Genomic DNA, 15,967 nt, shown 5'->3' with positions numbered 1-15,967 from the left:
GTTAAGTTTGCCTGTATGGTATCTATATATCGGTTGCATCGTCATCGGGCGATGTATCGGATGCACGGAGCTTGTTACCTAGGCCAGTAACTAGCTGGGAGAGTTCCTCCTGCATCGCTGGGTCAGGTTCCGGCTGTTGGGTGGCAGGCAAGTCTGGTTCCATTCCCGGTAGTGATGGTTCAGACGGGGGAGGAAGGCCGGGACCGCTTGGCAACTGGCGCTCCCCCGGAAACAGGTTAGGCAGGCGATGGAGCGCCGGTTGCGCGCCTAGCTCTTCACGATCCGGTTGTTCATCGTCTGCGATCAACACAGCCGCCGAAAATAGGCTGTAGCGGATGCCATCACGCTTGCCGGTCCATGCCACCCGATCATTGATGACGTAGGCGCAGGCTGTCCCGGTTGGACCGATCTGGCGGACTTCGATCCACCCCTGTTCGCGGAGTATGGACAAAGCCCGCTTGAGGGTCGGGAGTGAGCAATGCGCTGCCTTTGCCAATGTCGTTTGGCTGGCCACAATGGCATTATGCCGTCCCATTTGAGCTACCAGCACATGAAGCACCGATGAAGCACGGGGATTGGCGATAGCCAGTTGCGCCCATCTCTCATGAGCAGCGCGATCAGTCTGCACCCATGTACCGCCCGGCGGGGTAGTCAAACCTAGTTGCTTTGACTTTTGCGACATTGGCACTCCCTAGTCCCACAGGCAGATAAAATTTGTCAGTCGTGAGCTAGGGGTAGCTCACCCATGAATGAATTTTGAAAGCGATTGAACAAAATCGAAAATGTCTATGCCGCGAACCATGATCTAATTCCAGTCAAAAACTTTCGGATTTTATCCGAACCTAGCTCATGGCTGGTGAGCTAGGGGTAGCTCATAGCTGGTGAGCTACCCCCCCTCATAAGATGCTGATTAGCAATGTCTTTTTCTCTCTGCCTTCTATGATCTTATGATTACCCCCTGAAAGGGGGTTGCGAGTTATCCATGCCTCGCCATAGCGCTATCCAAAAGCTGGCGACGGCGAGGGGTGGATAACTCGCTAATCAGACCGCCTGCGGCGGGAATGATGAGTGCCGCTAGTCGCGGCACACGCTAGGCATAGGCGGGTAGGAATCCGCACCCCTTCCACGTTGCGCAATGCTGCAAGGTCCCAATTGGCTATCAGGGGGTACAGGAGGCGATTTCCCGCTCGTAGAGCGTAGGGGAGCGGTTGGGGGAAGGTCTGTGCGATCCAAGGGCTTGGCGTGCCCTAACGGGCACCAAAAGGGAAACCGGACTGATGCCAGTTTCTACAGCTTCCCAATATGGGAATTAAGGGTTGTTTCCCATGTTGGGAAATGGCATAGCCTGCTGATGAGGATCATCGCCCGCAAAAACATCGTAGCCTATTTCACGACGCATCCTCTGACCCGTGCGTCACTGACACATTGGCTAGAGGTTGCAGAAAATGCGGACTGGTCTTCGACAATCGAAGTCATGGCCGATTTTTCAAAAGCAAAAACGGTGGCGGCGGAACGGGTTAGATTTGAAGTGGCGGGCGGAGATCATAGAATGATTGTTGCGTTCCATTTTCGGCGAGGGATCGCTTTCATAAAGTTTATTGGGACACATGCTGAATATGACCGCATCGACGCCGCGACCGTCGATCAGTTTTGAAGGACAGGCAAATGGATATCAGACCTATCAGGAATGATGACGACCATCGGGCGGCGGTCGATGAAATCCGCGCGCTCTGGAGCGCGGAAGCGGGCAGCGCGGACGAGGATCGTCTCGATGTGCTGGCAACCCTGGTCGATGAATATGAGCGGAAGCGGTGGCCGGTCGACAAGCTGGACCCGGTGGAAGCGATTGAAGCGGCCATGGAGGCGGAAGGGCGCACCCGCGCCGATCTGGCGTCCCTGATCGGGCAATCGCGCGCGACCGAGGTTCTGGCCCGCAAGCGGGGGCTGACCCTCCACATGATCCGCAAAATCGAACGGGCATGGCATGTCCCTGCATCGATCCTTGTCCGCGAATATCAATTATCGCGCTAAATCAGGGCTGCTGCTCGTAGAGGGGCACCCATTTTCCTTTGCACGTCTGGGCTTTGGCGTCCCATTTGGCGGTGCATCCGTATAGGGGTCGGTTCCGGCTCAGGGCGAAATGACACCCTAAGCCGATTGAGCCGCATACGCCTCATTTGAGACCATGCACCGCCAGATCATTGGCAATGAGCCCATTCCATTGCGTTGGCTGAGAGGGTTCGACCGGACTGCCGATGACACGCTCATCGCGCCAAGCCCAGTGCGTTGGCGATGCCGTGTCAAAAGTGAATCCTGGCGACAGCCACAACGGCGCTGCCAAGCGTGCATATCGGACCTCCGTGCGGCGCATAAGCCGAACCAAGCCTGAAGGTGTGCGTCGGAACACCTCTCGGCGTTTGAATGGCACGATGGGGTGCAGCGAAAGGCGATAACCTTTGCCTTCGAAATGGAAGCCTCGAAATGCGGGATCGTAATTCCACCGCTCGACGACGAGGACGTCGGATCTCACATCCCGTACTGCATCGTCATGCAAACACAGGCCCTCCCGCGCGAAATCCTCCAGTTTGTCCGAGAGTGGCGGAGGTGGGGGTGGAACTTCACGCCCAATTTCTGCGCTCGTGGCATACGTCGTCTGTAACCGCGTATTGTTGCATCCTGGTCCAATCGGCCCGAGCGAAAAGCGCCGTGCTGGGGTCGGGAGCGAGGCTTGCCTCGGCAGCACATCAAGCGGCACTTCAATAAAGCTTTTTGCCGTGCGCGAGAATAGGAGCCGCTGGCAGGTGTCCCAGCACTTGCCGGACGAACCCAAGCCTTTGTCGATTGCATAGGTGATGGAAAGACCTGCGGGCAATATTGGAGGGGTGCCGTGATCTTGAGCGATCAGCGCTTGTACGCGTCGTTCAGTGATTCCATTGGCCCACCATGGAATAGCGAAGCCGACCGCCAGCGGTAGTATGGCCGCCGCCGCCAACATTACCAAGCGCGGAGTGCCGCCTGACACTCTGCGCAGGATCATATAGGTTGCCAGCGTCGGCGTGAAATATATCCAAGCTCCTGGCGTGAGGCTCATCAGCCATGCCAAGGGAATGCCGATAAGTGTCAGCATGAGAAGAACGACAATTGCTGGCAGGAAAATTGCGCATCCGGCTCCTACCGTCATTAACAGCCATAGATAAAGAAGGCGCCGATCGACTACGTGCATTTTTATATCGGACTTCCGTAGTGGGATTGAGGTGACTAACTTTTAGGGAGGCAATCATACCGTCATTTCAAGATCATTTTTGGCATTGGGCCTGTTCCGGCTCACGATTGCAGCGACCGTATTCTTGCTCAGGCCAAGATCGCGGGCGATCCAGCGATAACTGCGCCCCTCTTTAACCAGCGCCAGCACCTTGGGCCCAAGCCGATCGGACTTGGGCCGTTCCCCCGGTTGCCGTCCGAGCTTGCGCCCGCGCGCCCGAGCTGCGGCCAAGCCGGAACGGACACGCTCGCTGAGCATGTCGCGCTCGAACTGTGCGATGCCGGCAAGCAAAGTGGCCATCATCCGCCCATGCGGCGTATCGACCTCGAACGTCATGCCGCTCATTGCCACTACGGACACGCGCCACCCGGACAATCGGTTCAGCGTGTCGAGCAGGTCCTGGGTGGATCGGCCCCATCGGCTTAGTTCGGTCACAAGGATCGCATCGATCTGGCGTGCCTGCGCCAGCTTCATCACCTGGTTACGTGCCGCCCGGTTCGCCTTCATGCCGGAGGCGGTCTCCCGGAACACTTCTACCACTTCATAGCCGCCCCGCTCGGCAAAGCCGGCAAGGTCGCGCAACTGCCGTTCACAAGACTGGTCGGCGGTCGAAACCCTTGCGTAGATGGCGGCGCGCTGTCCCAATTGAACCCCTCTCGATTTAGGCTTTGAAAACCCTTGATCCGCGTGGGGTCAATGTTGTCCAAAACAGACTTCTGATCAACTGGGACAATGCCTCATGCCGCGACGCCATATCCTGAGCGCCCGGCAGCGATCGGCGCTGCTCGACCTGCCGACCGACGAAGCATCCCTGCTCCGCCATTACATTCTGGCTGACGATGACCTGATCCACATCAACCGACGACGCAGGCCTGAGAACCGGATCGGTTTCGCGCTGCAACTGTGCGCGCTGCGCTATCCCGGTCGGATGCTGGCACCGGGCGAGATCATCCCCCTCGCAGTGTCTGCCTTCCTTGGTGCCCAACTCGGCATCACCGGCGACACGCTCCTTCGCTATGCTGTTCGCCGCCAGACGCGCCAGCAGCATCTGGAGGTGCTGCGCCGAAGCTACGGGTACAAGATGTTCTCCGGTCAGGGGGCGCCGGCCCGGGCGTTCTGCAACTGGCTGTTCGCCGAAGCCGAACAGGCGCGCTCGAATGACGATCTCGCCCGGCGCTTCATTGCCCGCTGCCGCGACACCATGACCATCCTGCCGGCAGTCACCACCATCGAACGGCTGTGCGCTGACGCGCTGGTCGCGGCCGAGCGCGGTATCGAGAGGCGGATCGCCGCGCGGCTCGGTCGCGTCGCCTGCACCCGGCTCGACCGGCTGACGACCGAGATGCTGCCGGGTGCGATCAGTCGCTTCATCTGGCTGCGCCGGATCGAGCCGGGCAACAATTCCGCCGCGGCGAACCGGCTGCTCGACCGGTTGGAGTTCCTGCGCACGATGAACCTCGGCGCTGACCTGCTCGCAGGCATCCCGCCGCACCGCGTCGCCCGGTTGCGCCGGCAGGGCGAACGCTATTTTGCCGATGGCCTGCGCGATCTGAACGCCGATCGGCGCCGCGCCATCCTCGCGGTCTGTGTTATCGAATGGGCCGCCACGACCGCCGACGCCGTGATCGAGACGCATGACCGGATCGTCGGCCGCACCTGGCGCGAGGCGAAGCAGCTGCACGATGCGCGTACTGCGGAAACCAGAGGTGCGGTCACCGCGACCCTGGACGGGTTCGCGGCGCTCGGCCGATCACTGCTCGACGCTCATGGCGACGGCGCATCGCTGGAGGATGCAGTCGCGCGCGCGGGATGGGACCGGCTCGACCGTCTTGTCGCAACGGCCAGGTCGCTGACCGACACGCTCGGCGACGATCCGCTGGCGCATGTCGATCAGGGGTATCACCGCTTCCGCCGGTATGCGCCGCGTATGCTGCGCTGCCTCGACCTCGCAGCCGCGCCGGTTGCCCGGCCCCTGCTCGACGCGGTGACCGCGATCGCCGCCAAAGGCGGGGTGCCGGCGGCCGACGACTTCCTGCGCCCGCATTCCAAATGGCGTCGTCAGCTGCGGTTGAAGGGCGGTGACGATGCGCGGATGCGTGAAGTCGCGGTGATGTTCCACCTGCGCGACGCGTTGCGCTCGGGCGACATCTGGCTCGAGCGCTCGCATCGCTATGGCGACCTGCGCCATGTCCTAGTGCCGATGACGGTCGCGCGTACCATGAAGCTGGCAGTCCCGTCCGATCCGCATGTCTGGCTAGCCGACCGCAAGGTCCGGCTTGCCGATGGCCTCGGCCGACTCGGTCGCGCCGCGCGCAATGGGACGATCCCGCATGGCAGTATCGAGGACGGCACGCTGCGCATCGACCGTCTCACCGCCGACCCGCCGGGCGGGATCGAGGAACTGCTGCTCGACCTGTACCGTCGCCTGCCGCCTGTCCGCATCACCGACCTGCTGCTCGAAGTCGATGTCGCACTCGGCTTCACTGAAGCCTTCACCCACCTACGCACCGGCGTGCCGTGCAGCGACCGGATCGGCCTGCTCAACGTACTGCTCGCCGAGGGGCTGAACCTCGGCCTGCGCAAGATGGCCGAGGCCTGTAATACCCATGATTACTGGCAGCTCTCCCGCCTCGCGCGCTGGCATGTCGAAAGCGAGGCGATCGACCAGGCGCTGGCGGCCGTGGTCGCCGCGCAAGGCGATCTGCCGTTAGCGCGGGTCTGGGGCATGGGCACCACCGCGTCCGCCGATGGTCAGTTCTACCCCGCCGCGCGACAGGGCGAGGCGATGAACACGGTCAATGCCCGCTACGGCAACGATCCCGGCATCAAGGCCTACACCCACGTCAACGACCGCTTCGCGCCGTTCGCGTCACAGCCTATCCCCGCGACCGTCAGCGAGGCACCCTATCTGCTCGACGGTCTGACGATGAACGAGGCCGGGCGGCGGATCGAGGAGCAGTATGCCGACACTGGCGGGTTCACCGACCATCTGTTCGGGATCAGCGCCATGCTCGGCTATCGCCTCGTGCTGCGTATCCGCGATCTGCCGTCCAAACGGCTGTACGTCTTCGATCCCGCTGTCACGCCGACCGAACTGCGCCCGCTGGTGGGCGGCAAGGCGCGTGAGGCACTGATCGTCTCCAACTGGGCCCCTGTGCATTATCAGGACACGGATTCACGGTAGCGGTTTGATGAGCAGCGGCATGAGGCCGTTGGCGTCGAGATCGAGGTGATCGGACCAGACATAATCGCCGGTGAGATTGATGCGATCCCAACCCAACGGCGAGAGCCGGGACAGCATAGCTGGATCGATGGGGCTTCCTCGACGACGCATTTCGTCGACGGCGCGCCCCAGATAGCGACAGTTGAACAGGATAATCGCTGCGGTGACGAGGTTGAGCGCGGCCGCTCGGGTCTGCTGGTTCTCCAGGCCACGGTCGCGAAAACGGCCGAGCCGATGGAAGGCGACCGCCCGGGCAAGGCTGTTGCGGGCCTCGCCCTTGTTCAACTCGGCAGTGACGGTACGGCGCAGAGCCGGATCCTCGAACCAGCGGAGCGTGAACAGCGTGCGCTCGATCCGCCCGATCTCCCGCAGCGCCGCAGCGAGGCTGTTCTGCTGGCGGTAGGCGGACAGCTTCTTCAGGATCAACGATGGCGTGACGGTGCGGTGACGGATCGCGCCAATGACACGTTCAATATCGGGCCAGTGGCTGACGATCAGGTCCCGGTTGAGCCTGTGACCGAACAGTGGCGCAAGCCTGCCATAGCGCTTCGAGGGTTCGAAAGCGTAGAGGCGCCGGTCGGACAGGCGAGGAATGCGCGGCTCGAAATCGAGCCCGAGGAGATGCATCGTCGCGAATACGATGTCGGAAACGCCGCCTCCATCGACGTGCAGCGCGGTCAGATCGGCGTTGCTGTCATGGCCGAGGAGCCCATCGAGCGCATGGATGGCTTCTCCTGCCGTGCCGGCGATCACCGTCTGGTGCAGCGGCGCGTAGCGGTCGGTGATGGTGGTGTAGATCTTGACCACTGGGTCGCGACCATAATGGGCGTTGACCGCTCCGCCGGCTTCGCCCGGCCCGCCCAGGTAGAAGGCCTGGCCATCCGCGGAAGCCCGGTGTCCTTGCCCAAACCAGGCGGCGATCGGCTCGGCGTGGATGGCGTCGGTCAGACAGGCGAGCGCCGCCCGAAAGGTTTCCTCGCGCATGTGCCATGTCTGCATGCGCAGCAGCGCGCGGCGTGACCCTGCGCCGCATACCTCGGCCATGCGCGACAGCCCAAGATTGGTCGCTTCGGCAATCAGAGTGGCGAGGAAGGCCTGCTCATCGCCAGGCGGCAACCCGGTCGAGACGTGCCCGAAGTGCCGGGTGAAGCCGGTCCAGCGTTCGACTTGCGACAACACGTCGGTGATACGCGTGGCAGGCAGCATGTCGTAGCAGGCAAGCGTCAGGCGCCGTCCTTCGTCGTGCCTGGCATCATCGTCCTGCAGTTCCTTGGGAAATCGCAATCGCTCGCCAGCGAACAGGGCAGCATCGCGTCCGGCCAGATTGTGGGCGACGTCGCGCAAGGCGCTGTCGAGCTGCGCGGCGCGCTGATCGAGCCATGCGTGTGGATTACCGAGCGAGAACGGCGGTTGCAGCGCTGCGCCGGATAACGGCGCGAGCAGCACGTCCAGCGACCTGTGCAGCCTTGACCTCGGCACCCAGATATCACCCGAGGCCAGTGCATTGGTGAGCGCGCCGTAAGTCGCCATCTCCCAGTGCGTCCGGTCGATCTTGCCGGCGACCACGACATGGCGGTGCCAGCGCCGCTCGACATGACCGAGCGGAACGTCGGCAGGGAGGGGCTTGCGCCAGTCGCCATCAAGATTCGACAGGATCGCCATCGCGTCGCGCAATGCCGCGGTGCCGGCCCGACCGTGGAAATCGAGCGCTTGCAGGAATAGAGGCCCTGTTCGCTTGAAGGTCCGGTATTCGGCTGCGATCTCGCTCAGCACATCGTCCCTGTGAGGTGCCGCGGTACGACGGATGATTGCGGCATCAGCATCGAGCATGTCGAGAGGCACGATATCCCTGAGGGCCGCACCGATATCTCCGCCGGCGCGTGCTGCCTGGCTAACTGTTTCCAGCACAGTGGCGATCCGCATCAGCCGATCGCGGCCTTCGCGTCCCGAAATCGCGACCCTCTGCTCCAGGCGTTTGCGAGCACGAAGGTGAGCGCGTCCCATCAAGGCGCTGAACATGGCGATCGCCGCGTCGGTAAGCGTGGCCTCCATCTCGCGCAGCGTTGCAAGCAGGATGACCCGCCTGCGGGAGACGCGCATCTGTTGGAAAGCCTGGGCTGTATATCGCACGCCTTCGCGGGCGAACTGCGTCAGGCGGGGCTCGTGCAGGGGATCGACCGGAATGCTGGAAATACCGGTCCTATGGATTATCGCGACCTTCTCGAGGATTTCGGCAAGCGAGGCTGACGCGACGCGGGGCTCTGGTTCGCGCAGCCAGGACAAGCGGCTCTGCCGGTCATGTACCTTCTCATCGATCAGCATATCGAGACGCTGACGCATATCCGCATCGAGTTTAGCATCGACCGCGGCGACCAGATCGGTTTCCGTCCGAAGCATCGCCTCGGCCGCCATCCGCTCAACGACGCTGATGCCAGGGATGACGATGCGTCGCGTGCGCAGCTCGTCCAGCAATCGATCAAGCAAAATGCGCCCGTCCACGATAGCCATGGCTTCGGTTTCCAGCCAAGTCATCATGATGCCGCGCGCTGGCCGGCTCAGATCGGTGAATCCGAAGCGCGCCTTGATGGCGGCAAGCTGATCGTAGCGGGTCGGCGCTCGCCGCGCGAAGTCGGCGACGACGCCTGCATCCACTCCGACCTGTTCGGCGATGTGGTCGAGCATGATTGCAGGCAACAGCTCGCCTGTGCGCAGATGTCGCCCCGGATAGCGCAGGCAGCAGAGTTGCAGGGCATAGCTCAAGCGGGTCGCCGGAGTGCGTGCGAAGCCGATCGCAGCAAGGTCCTCGGCATCGAGGCCATGATGTCGCACCACCGCCGCCTCGCTGTCGGGCAAAGCAAGCAACGCGGCGCGCTGCCGCTGGGTCATCGGAATACGTGCGGGCATGTTTCATCCTCCAAAAACCTCTTGCCTTTTGTTGGCTTAGTGAAAGAGGATTGTGAAAGACCCAAGGCTGCGGAAATTGGTGCATGCTGTTTCCGCCTCCAGATACGGCCGTTTGTGAAAGAGACGCAGATGACGCGCGAACCCTATCTGATCGGTTATGCCCGCGTGTCGAAGGGCGACGACCAGTCGAACGCCGCGCAGCGGCGCGCGCTCGATGCGGCCGGCTGCAAGCGGGTGTTCGAGGAGACCGCCAGCGGTGGGCGGTGGGACCGACCCAAGCTTCTGGAGATGATCGGCCAGTTGCGCGACGGAGACGTCGTCGTCGTCTGGAAGCTTGACCGGCTGTCGCGCAGCCTAAAGGATATGCTGCACATCATGGAGCGGATCGAGCTGGCAGGCGCGGGCTTCCGCTCACTGACCGAGGCGATCGACACCACCACCGCGGCAGGGCGGATGATGATGCAGATGGTGGGAAGCTTCGCCGAGTTCGAGCGGGCCATGATCCGCGAGCGTACCAGCGCCGGCCTTGCCCAGGCTCGCGCAGAAGGACGGATCGGCGGGCGTCGGCCCAAGCTCGGCGACAAGCAGCGCCGCGAAATCGCCGAGTCCGTCACGTCCGGCCGCAAGTCCGGTGCCGAGATGGCGCGGCTCTACGGCGTCAGTGAACCCACCGTCTCGCGCATCGTCGCCGCGCACCGCCAGCAATTCAGTCAGCAGCAGAGGGAACAGGCATGAAGCGTGGTCACGATCTGTCCGGCGTCATGAAGTTCGCCACCTCGCCGGCCTGGGGCGAGCATCTGGGCGAGGCGCTCGGCGATCATCTCGGGCTGGCGATGGAGGAGTTCGACTTCGAAGCGGACGAGCTGGCGGACATCGTCGGCGATCATTGGGCCGGCGTGTTGTGGGGATGCGCGTTCGAGGATCTGCTGACGCGCACCATCCAACCCGACCGGAACATCGTCGATGACTATATTCGGCGCCGGGGCTGGAATGAGAGCGGCCCGACCAAAATCTACCTGCGTGCCCTTCGATCGTCAGTGATGAGCCTCCACGAGGTCAGCGAGGTCGAGCCCGGCAGCGGCTTCCTCGTGCGCGACCTGATCCGGGGCGGCGAGCCGCTTCGAGTATCCGAGCGCAGCGCCTCGCAGACGCTGAAGCAATGGGACAGGATCGGTGCCCGCGTCGTGCAGGTCGGAGGCAAGCACCTCCTGTCGGGCGGCGTGCTGTCGTTCACGATGGAGGCGGCCGAGGCGCTCGTCGCCGATCTACGGCGCTCGAAGGGCAAGCGCAGCCCGCGCACCGCGTTGAACCTAGACGCCGACGATCTGGCTGCACTTCCGGCCCTCATCAGCACGGCATGGCTGTTCGATGTCGTTCCCAAGACCATGGGACCGGCGCCCATCCCCACGCTGCACAACATTGATGGCGAGGAGGTGATGTTCCACCGCGTGCGCTTTCCCTTCGCACGCGGCGTGACCCAGGCGCTGGTCGGCGAGCGGCTTGATACTGTCCCTGCGCTTCAGCGGGAAACCACGCACTTTTGGAACTGGCTGGGCGAGAAACCGAACGGAAAAGCGAAAAGCACCGGGCGCATGGCGTGGGGTGTGACGATGGCGGACGGCACCCCGGTGCTCGGCAATGTCGAATTGAAAGGCCGCGCCCTGATGCTCGCCGTCACCTCGGCCGAGCGAGCGAAACGCGGCACCGCGCTTATCAACGATGCGCTCGCCGGGTTGGTCGGCTCGCCGCTGACCACGATTGAGACGGTCGAACAGGCCATGGCGGCGCGGGCCGAGGGGCTGACATCATCCGAACCGGCACCCGCCATTGCGCCAGAGGTTGCAACCCCGCTCATCCATGCCATGCTCGACCGTCAGTACCGCGCGACGCTCGATGAACCCGTCGGCATGCTCGGCGACATCACCCCGCGCGCAGCCGTTCAAACTGCCGCAGGCCGGCACCGAGTAGCCGGGTGGCTCAAGCATCTCGAAAACCGCAGCAGCAGCCAACTCGACGCGAACGACCCGATGGCCACCTACGACTTCACTTGGATATGGCGCGAACTTGGCATCGAGAACCTGCGCAAATAGTTCGCTACCCCTGACGTCGATGCCTACCGTGAATCCGTGTCCCTACAATGCACAGAGGCCAACTGGCCCGACCTGTTCCGCTGCGCCGCCACCATGAGCGCGGGGCAGGTCGCGCCGAGCCGCATCCTGCGCAAGCTCGCCGCCTATCCGCGCCAGAACGACCTGGCCGCAGCACTGCGCGAGGTCGGGCGGATCGAGCGGACGCTGTTCATCATCGAATGGATCCTCGACGCCGGCATGCAACGCCGCGCACAGGTCGGCCTTAACAAGGGCGAGGCGCACCACGCGCTGAAGAACGCCCTGCGCATCGGTCGCCAGGGCGAGATCCGTGACCGCACTACGGAGGGCCAGCATTACCGGATCGCCGGCCTCAACCTGCTCACCGCCATCATCGTCTACTGGAACACCCTGCATCTCGGCCATGCTGTAGAGGCCCGGCGTCGCGAAGGACTCGATACCCCGGATCATCTGCTGGCCCATGTCTCCCCGCTGGGGTGGGCGCATATCCTCCTCACCGGCGAATACCTCTGGCCGAAGGATGCCGACGCTTAGGGTGTCATTTCGCCCTCAGCCGGAACCGACCCCGTATAGCTGGCGCTCGATCTTGGGTTCCTGCGCCCAGCGATAGGCGAGGGCCGCGGCGAAGATCAGTCCCAGCCCGATGAGGGCGGCGGTGATCCATTCCTTCAGGCGATCCCACCAGACCCCTGCGCTGACCCGCTGAAGCTCCCCAGCGGCCCGGTGGAGGGCACTGACCCCCGCGCCTGCCTGTGCGGTCCATTCGGCGCGTTGGCGGGCGTCCTGTTCGATCTTCTGGGCCAGTGCGGCGACCTGCTGGGCGACCCCTTCGGCCCCGGCCTTGCGCATGGCGTCGAGCAGGGTGCGATAGTCTGCGCCGGGATCGGAGGGAGGGGGAGCATCAAACTCGGCAGGGTCGAAGGGATCAGGCATCGGCGGGGCCACCCTGAAGGTCCAGCCCTCGAATGCCTTCCGGTCCTGATCGCGGCTGATCCGGCTCATCAGGTCATTGAGTGGGATTCCCATGCGGGGTCTTTCATGAGGGCATAGCGTGGAAAGTACGCTAAACAACGCTAAGCGAGAACGCATGGCGAACGCTCGATGCGAACGGACGGGCGCTTAATCAGGCGGGCCGTTCGATTCCCATCCTACGCATTTCGCGATAAATGGTCGATCGGCCGATGCCGAGTTGCCGCGCTGCTTCGGTAGGCGAGATACGAGCTTCGACCAGCTTGATGGCCGCATCCACTTTGGACATGTCCAGCGGCTGACGGCCAGGCTGTTTGCCCTTAGCACGGGCGCGGCAATACCATCTCTGGTTCGCTCAGAAATCAGCCGTCGCTCAAAATGGGCGATGGCCCCAAACACATGGAAGATGAGCTCGCCGGCAGCTGACGAAGTGTCGATCTTTTCTTCAAGGCTCAGGAGCGCGATGCCCTGACCGCGTAGCGTCTCAACCGTGGTGAGAAGTTCGGCAAGCGAGCGCCCAAGCCGATCGAGGCGGACCACCGCCAGCGTGTCACCCTTGCGGGCATAGGCGATTAGCTCAGCCAGACCGGGCCGTTCCATGCTCTTACCTGAAATGACATCGGTGAAGATTTTGATGGCGCCAGCCTTCTCCAGACGCATGGTCTGGCCCGCAACGTCCTGATCGCCGGTGCTGACGCGGGCATAGCCCAGAATATCACCCATGCCGCACGTCTCCCAAACGGTCGTTCTGTGGACGCTATGGAGGGCATCGCTTCGCCCCATCCATATCCGTCCACATACTATGTCTCTTTACTCATGCTGTCCATAGGCCCAGATGACCTTTTGTGGACGGGAATCGGAATGACGAAGCGCAAGCATCAACTCCTGACCGAGAGCGAACGCGATCAGATCCTCGCCATCCCGACGAGCGCGACCATTTGGCCCGGCTCTATACCTTCGAGCCTTCGATATCGAGATCATCGGCGCGCGACGGGAGCGACGGAACCAGTTGGGTGGCGCTGCAACTCGCGCTCCTGCGGCACCCGGGCATCACGCTTGCGCAGTTGATACAGGACAGGGAGCAATACCCCATGATCTCGCCGCTTTCGTCGCGGAACAACTTGGTCTGCACGTAACCGACTGGCCAACTATGCGGCGCGGGATCAGACGATTACGGACATGCCCGTGAGCTGGCGGCGCGCGGGCTTCGGGGCCAACCCGCGCCGATATTCCCTTCATGGTCGAGGCGGCCGCGAGAACGGCATGGCGACCGACAAGGGGATGACGATTGCGATGGGCGTGGTCACCGCCCTGCGCGAGGCCCGGATTTTGCTGCCGTCCATCTCCACCATCGAACGCGCCAGCAGCGCGGGACGTGCCCGCGCGCGCAAGCAGGCTGCCTACGCCCTGATCGCCGATCTCAGCGCCGAACAGGTCCAGCCCTCGATCAGCTCTTCGACGCCGCCGGCGGCATGAGCCATCTCGCTTGCTTAAGACCATCCCGTCGCGGCCAAGCCCGATCACGTCCGCCAGATTCTCGACCGTCTGAGGCAGGTGCGGAAGATCGGCATTTCCCCGACGTCGCGGGCCGCATCCACGCGGACCGATTTCGGCAATATGTCAGGGAAGGCCGTGCGTCGCCTGCCTATATGATCGAGCGCTATATTCCCTCCCGACGCGCCACGCTCGTTGCCTTCCTGCTCGATCTTGAAGAACGGCTGACGGACAGCGCCTGGAGATGGCGGACAAGCTGATCGGCGCATCTTCACCCGCGCGAAGAACGCCCAGGCGCGCAGCTATGCCGCCACGTCGAAGAACGTGGCCCGGCTGATGCTGATCTTCCGCAGGACATCGACGCGCTCACCGAAGCGTCGATACTGGCGAAGATCCAATGGAGGTCCTGGATGCCTCAGTAGGATGGACACCCTCCTGAAGGCCAGACCGGAAGTGGCGACGATCGCGGAAACCGCCAATCTTGATCCGCTGAGGGTCGCGGCCGACCGCTATGCGACGTTGCGCAAGTTCGCCCCTGATCTGCTTGAGCGCTACAGTTCAGGGCCGGAAAGGGCAGCGCAAAACGATTGCCGCTATCGAGATGCTGCGCGACCTCAATAGGTCGGGCAAGCGCGATCTGCCTGCCGACGCTCCGATGCCCTTCCGCAAGGAATGGCAGAAAATTGTCATGGGCGATGACGGCAAGATCAATCGGCGTCTCTGGGAAATCGCGACTATCGCGCATCTGCGCAACAAGCTGCGTCCGGGATGTCTGGGTGGAACGATCGACGGGATACCGCCGGTTCGACAGCTACCTGCTAAGCGAACCGAAGGCGAAGCCGATCGTGTCGGCTCTTGGTCTGCCACCCACAGCCGGCGAATGGCTCGAACAGCGGGGCCGCGAACTGGACTGGCGGCTGAAGAAATTCCCGGAGCCTGAAGCGCGACGCTCTGGAGGGTGTGCGATACCGCGACGGCCGCCTCCAGATATCCCCGTTCGCACGATCGCACGCCCGACGCCGAAGCCTGGCCGACCGGCTCGATGCGATGATGCCACGCATCCGTATCACCGAACTGCTACATGAGGTGGCGCAGGAAACTGGCTTTCTTTCGGCGTTCACCAACCTGCGCACCGGCGAGCTATGTCCCAATGAAAATGCGCTGCTCGCCACGATCCTCGCCGACGCCACCAATCTCGGCCTGTCGCGCATGGCCGCCGCGAGCCAGGGCGCGCGCGATCAACTCCTATGGACCCATGACGCCTATATCCGCGACGAGAGCTACCGCGCGGCGCTCGCCGTCCTCATCAACGCGCACCACCGCCTGCCATTCTCGCGGGTATGGGGCGACGGCACAACGTCCAGTTCCGATGGTCAGTTCTTCAGGGGCGCGAAGCGCGGCGCATCGGGCGGCGACATCAACGCGCGCTATGGCGTCGATCATGGCTTCAGCTTCTACACCCATGTTTCCGATCAGCGCGGGCCCTACCACGTCAATGTGATCTCGGCCGCCACGCATGAAGCGCCCTATGTCCTCGACGGCCTCACAGCCATGGCACCGATCTCAGGATCGTCGAGCATTACACCGACACCGGCGGAGCGACCGATCATGTCTTCGCCCTGTGCGCGATGCTGGGATTTCGCTTCTGCCCGCGCCTGCGCGACTTTCCGGACAGGCGGCTTGCGCCGATCGCGCCGGTTTCGGCCTATCCGTCCATCGCCCCGTTGTTGGGCAAGCGTATCCGCACCGACATCATCAATGAACAATGGGACGACGTGCTGCGCCTCGTGGGTCGATCAAGGCTGGCCACGTCGCGCGTCGGTCATGCTGCGAAAGCTCGCCGCCTACGAACGGCAGAACCAGCTCGACGTCGCACTACAGGAGATCGGCAAGATCGAACGGACCTGTTCATGCTGGACTGGCTTGAAAATCCCGATCTGCGCCGGCGATGCCATGCCGGCTTAACAACAGCGAGCAGCGCCATGCCCTGACGCAAGCGATCTACAC

10 protein-coding genes and 3 pseudogenes are annotated in these 15,967 nt (G+C 63.0%); 7 read left to right on the top strand and 6 right to left on the bottom strand.

Features of this window, described 5'->3' with window-relative positions; translation table 11 throughout:
• Positions 1–22: 22 nt before the first annotated feature.
• Positions 23–682, bottom strand: coding sequence for a helix-turn-helix domain-containing protein (locus CAF53_RS26750; protein WP_082700020.1), 660 nt, complete (start codon positions 680–682; stop codon positions 23–25).
• A gap of 669 nt (positions 683–1,351) precedes the next feature.
• On the opposite strand from CAF53_RS26750, the gene CAF53_RS26745 reads away from it, so the two are divergent.
• Together CAF53_RS26745 and CAF53_RS26740 are read left to right on the top strand one after the other, a co-directional pair.
• Entirely contained in the window at positions 1,352–1,654 is a 303-nt protein-coding gene (locus CAF53_RS26745) for a type II toxin-antitoxin system HigB family toxin (RefSeq protein ID WP_021243411.1), read from the top strand.
• Between the two features lie 11 nt (positions 1,655–1,665).
• Positions 1,666–2,031, top strand: coding sequence for a hypothetical protein (locus CAF53_RS26740; protein WP_021226794.1), 366 nt, complete (start codon positions 1,666–1,668; stop codon positions 2,029–2,031).
• Positions 2,032–2,173: 142 nt separating this feature from the next.
• Here the strand turns inward: CAF53_RS26740 and CAF53_RS26735 are convergent, their stop codons facing one another.
• On the bottom strand, positions 2,174–3,223 hold the full coding sequence (locus CAF53_RS26735; protein WP_100239813.1) for a hypothetical protein: 1,050 nt from the start codon (positions 3,221–3,223) through the stop codon (positions 2,174–2,176).
• A gap of 54 nt (positions 3,224–3,277) precedes the next feature.
• The gene (locus tag CAF53_RS26730) at positions 3,278–3,907 is read right to left on the bottom strand and encodes a recombinase family protein (RefSeq protein WP_100239814.1); all 630 of its coding nucleotides are present in this window, start codon (positions 3,905–3,907) and stop codon (positions 3,278–3,280) included.
• A 94-nt stretch (positions 3,908–4,001) separates the two neighbouring features.
• Here CAF53_RS26730 and CAF53_RS26725 point away from each other — a divergent pair.
• Positions 4,002–6,410 (top strand): annotated as a pseudogene (locus CAF53_RS26725) (Tn3 family transposase); the annotation flags it as partial.
• Between the two features lie 27 nt (positions 6,411–6,437).
• On the opposite strand, the gene CAF53_RS26720 reads toward CAF53_RS26725, so the two are convergent.
• Positions 6,438–9,371, bottom strand: coding sequence for a Tn3 family transposase (locus tag CAF53_RS26720; RefSeq protein ID WP_100239983.1), 2,934 nt, complete (start codon positions 9,369–9,371; stop codon positions 6,438–6,440).
• A 147-nt stretch (positions 9,372–9,518) separates the two neighbouring features.
• On the opposite strand from CAF53_RS26720, the gene CAF53_RS26715 reads away from it, so the two are divergent.
• Genes CAF53_RS26715 through CAF53_RS26705 form a run of 3 tightly spaced genes read left to right on the top strand, consistent with a single transcriptional unit; the run spans position 9,519 to position 12,031 of the window.
• Entirely contained in the window at positions 9,519–10,124 is a 606-nt protein-coding gene (locus CAF53_RS26715) for a recombinase family protein (RefSeq protein WP_026109404.1), read from the top strand.
• Positions 10,121–11,479, top strand: coding sequence for a hypothetical protein (locus CAF53_RS26710; RefSeq protein WP_007015766.1), 1,359 nt, complete (start codon positions 10,121–10,123; stop codon positions 11,477–11,479). Before CAF53_RS26715 ends, CAF53_RS26710 begins: the two co-directional genes overlap by 4 nt.
• 36 nt (positions 11,480–11,515) lie before the next feature.
• Entirely contained in the window at positions 11,516–12,031 is a 516-nt protein-coding gene (locus CAF53_RS26705) for a Tn3 family transposase (protein WP_277949240.1), read from the top strand.
• 15 nt (positions 12,032–12,046) lie between these two features.
• On the opposite strand, the gene CAF53_RS26700 is transcribed toward CAF53_RS26705, so the two are convergent.
• Together CAF53_RS26700 and CAF53_RS26690 are read right to left on the bottom strand one after the other, a co-directional pair.
• The gene (locus CAF53_RS26700; protein WP_242443708.1) at positions 12,047–12,523 is read right to left on the bottom strand and encodes a hypothetical protein; all 477 of its coding nucleotides are present in this window, start codon (positions 12,521–12,523) and stop codon (positions 12,047–12,049) included.
• 97 nt (positions 12,524–12,620) lie between these two features.
• Positions 12,621–13,189 (bottom strand): annotated as a pseudogene (locus tag CAF53_RS26690) (recombinase family protein).
• A 138-nt stretch (positions 13,190–13,327) separates the two neighbouring features.
• Between CAF53_RS26690 and CAF53_RS29325 the strand changes: the two are divergent.
• Positions 13,328–15,967, top strand: a pseudogene (locus CAF53_RS29325) (Tn3 family transposase); the annotation flags it as partial.

The organism is Sphingobium sp. LB126 (genome assembly GCF_002795205.1).
GTDB classification, from domain to species: domain Bacteria; phylum Pseudomonadota; class Alphaproteobacteria; order Sphingomonadales; family Sphingomonadaceae; genus Sphingobium; species Sphingobium chungbukense.
Note: the sequence above shows the minus strand (reverse complement) of the source record. Positions and strands in the feature narration are given on the sequence as shown.

Bases quoted from the DNA above. Each gene is read 5' to 3' on its own strand.
- CAF53_RS26750 (WP_082700020.1), bottom strand. From the start codon at position 682: ATGTCGCAAAAGTCAAAGCAACTAGGTTTGACTACCCCGCCGGGCGGT.
- CAF53_RS26745 (WP_021243411.1), top strand. From the start codon at position 1,352: ATGAGGATCATCGCCCGCAAAAACATCGTAGCCTATTTCACGACGCAT.
- CAF53_RS26740 (WP_021226794.1), top strand. From the start codon at position 1,666: ATGGATATCAGACCTATCAGGAATGATGACGACCATCGGGCGGCGGTC.
- CAF53_RS26735 (WP_100239813.1), bottom strand. From the start codon at position 3,223: ATGCACGTAGTCGATCGGCGCCTTCTTTATCTATGGCTGTTAATGACG.
- CAF53_RS26720 (WP_100239983.1), bottom strand. From the start codon at position 9,371: ATGACCCAGCGGCAGCGCGCCGCGTTGCTTGCTTTGCCCGACAGCGAG.
- CAF53_RS26715 (WP_026109404.1), top strand. From the start codon at position 9,519: ATGACGCGCGAACCCTATCTGATCGGTTATGCCCGCGTGTCGAAGGGC.
- CAF53_RS26710 (WP_007015766.1), top strand. From the start codon at position 10,121: ATGAAGCGTGGTCACGATCTGTCCGGCGTCATGAAGTTCGCCACCTCG.
- CAF53_RS26700 (WP_242443708.1), bottom strand. From the start codon at position 12,523: ATGGGAATCCCACTCAATGACCTGATGAGCCGGATCAGCCGCGATCAG.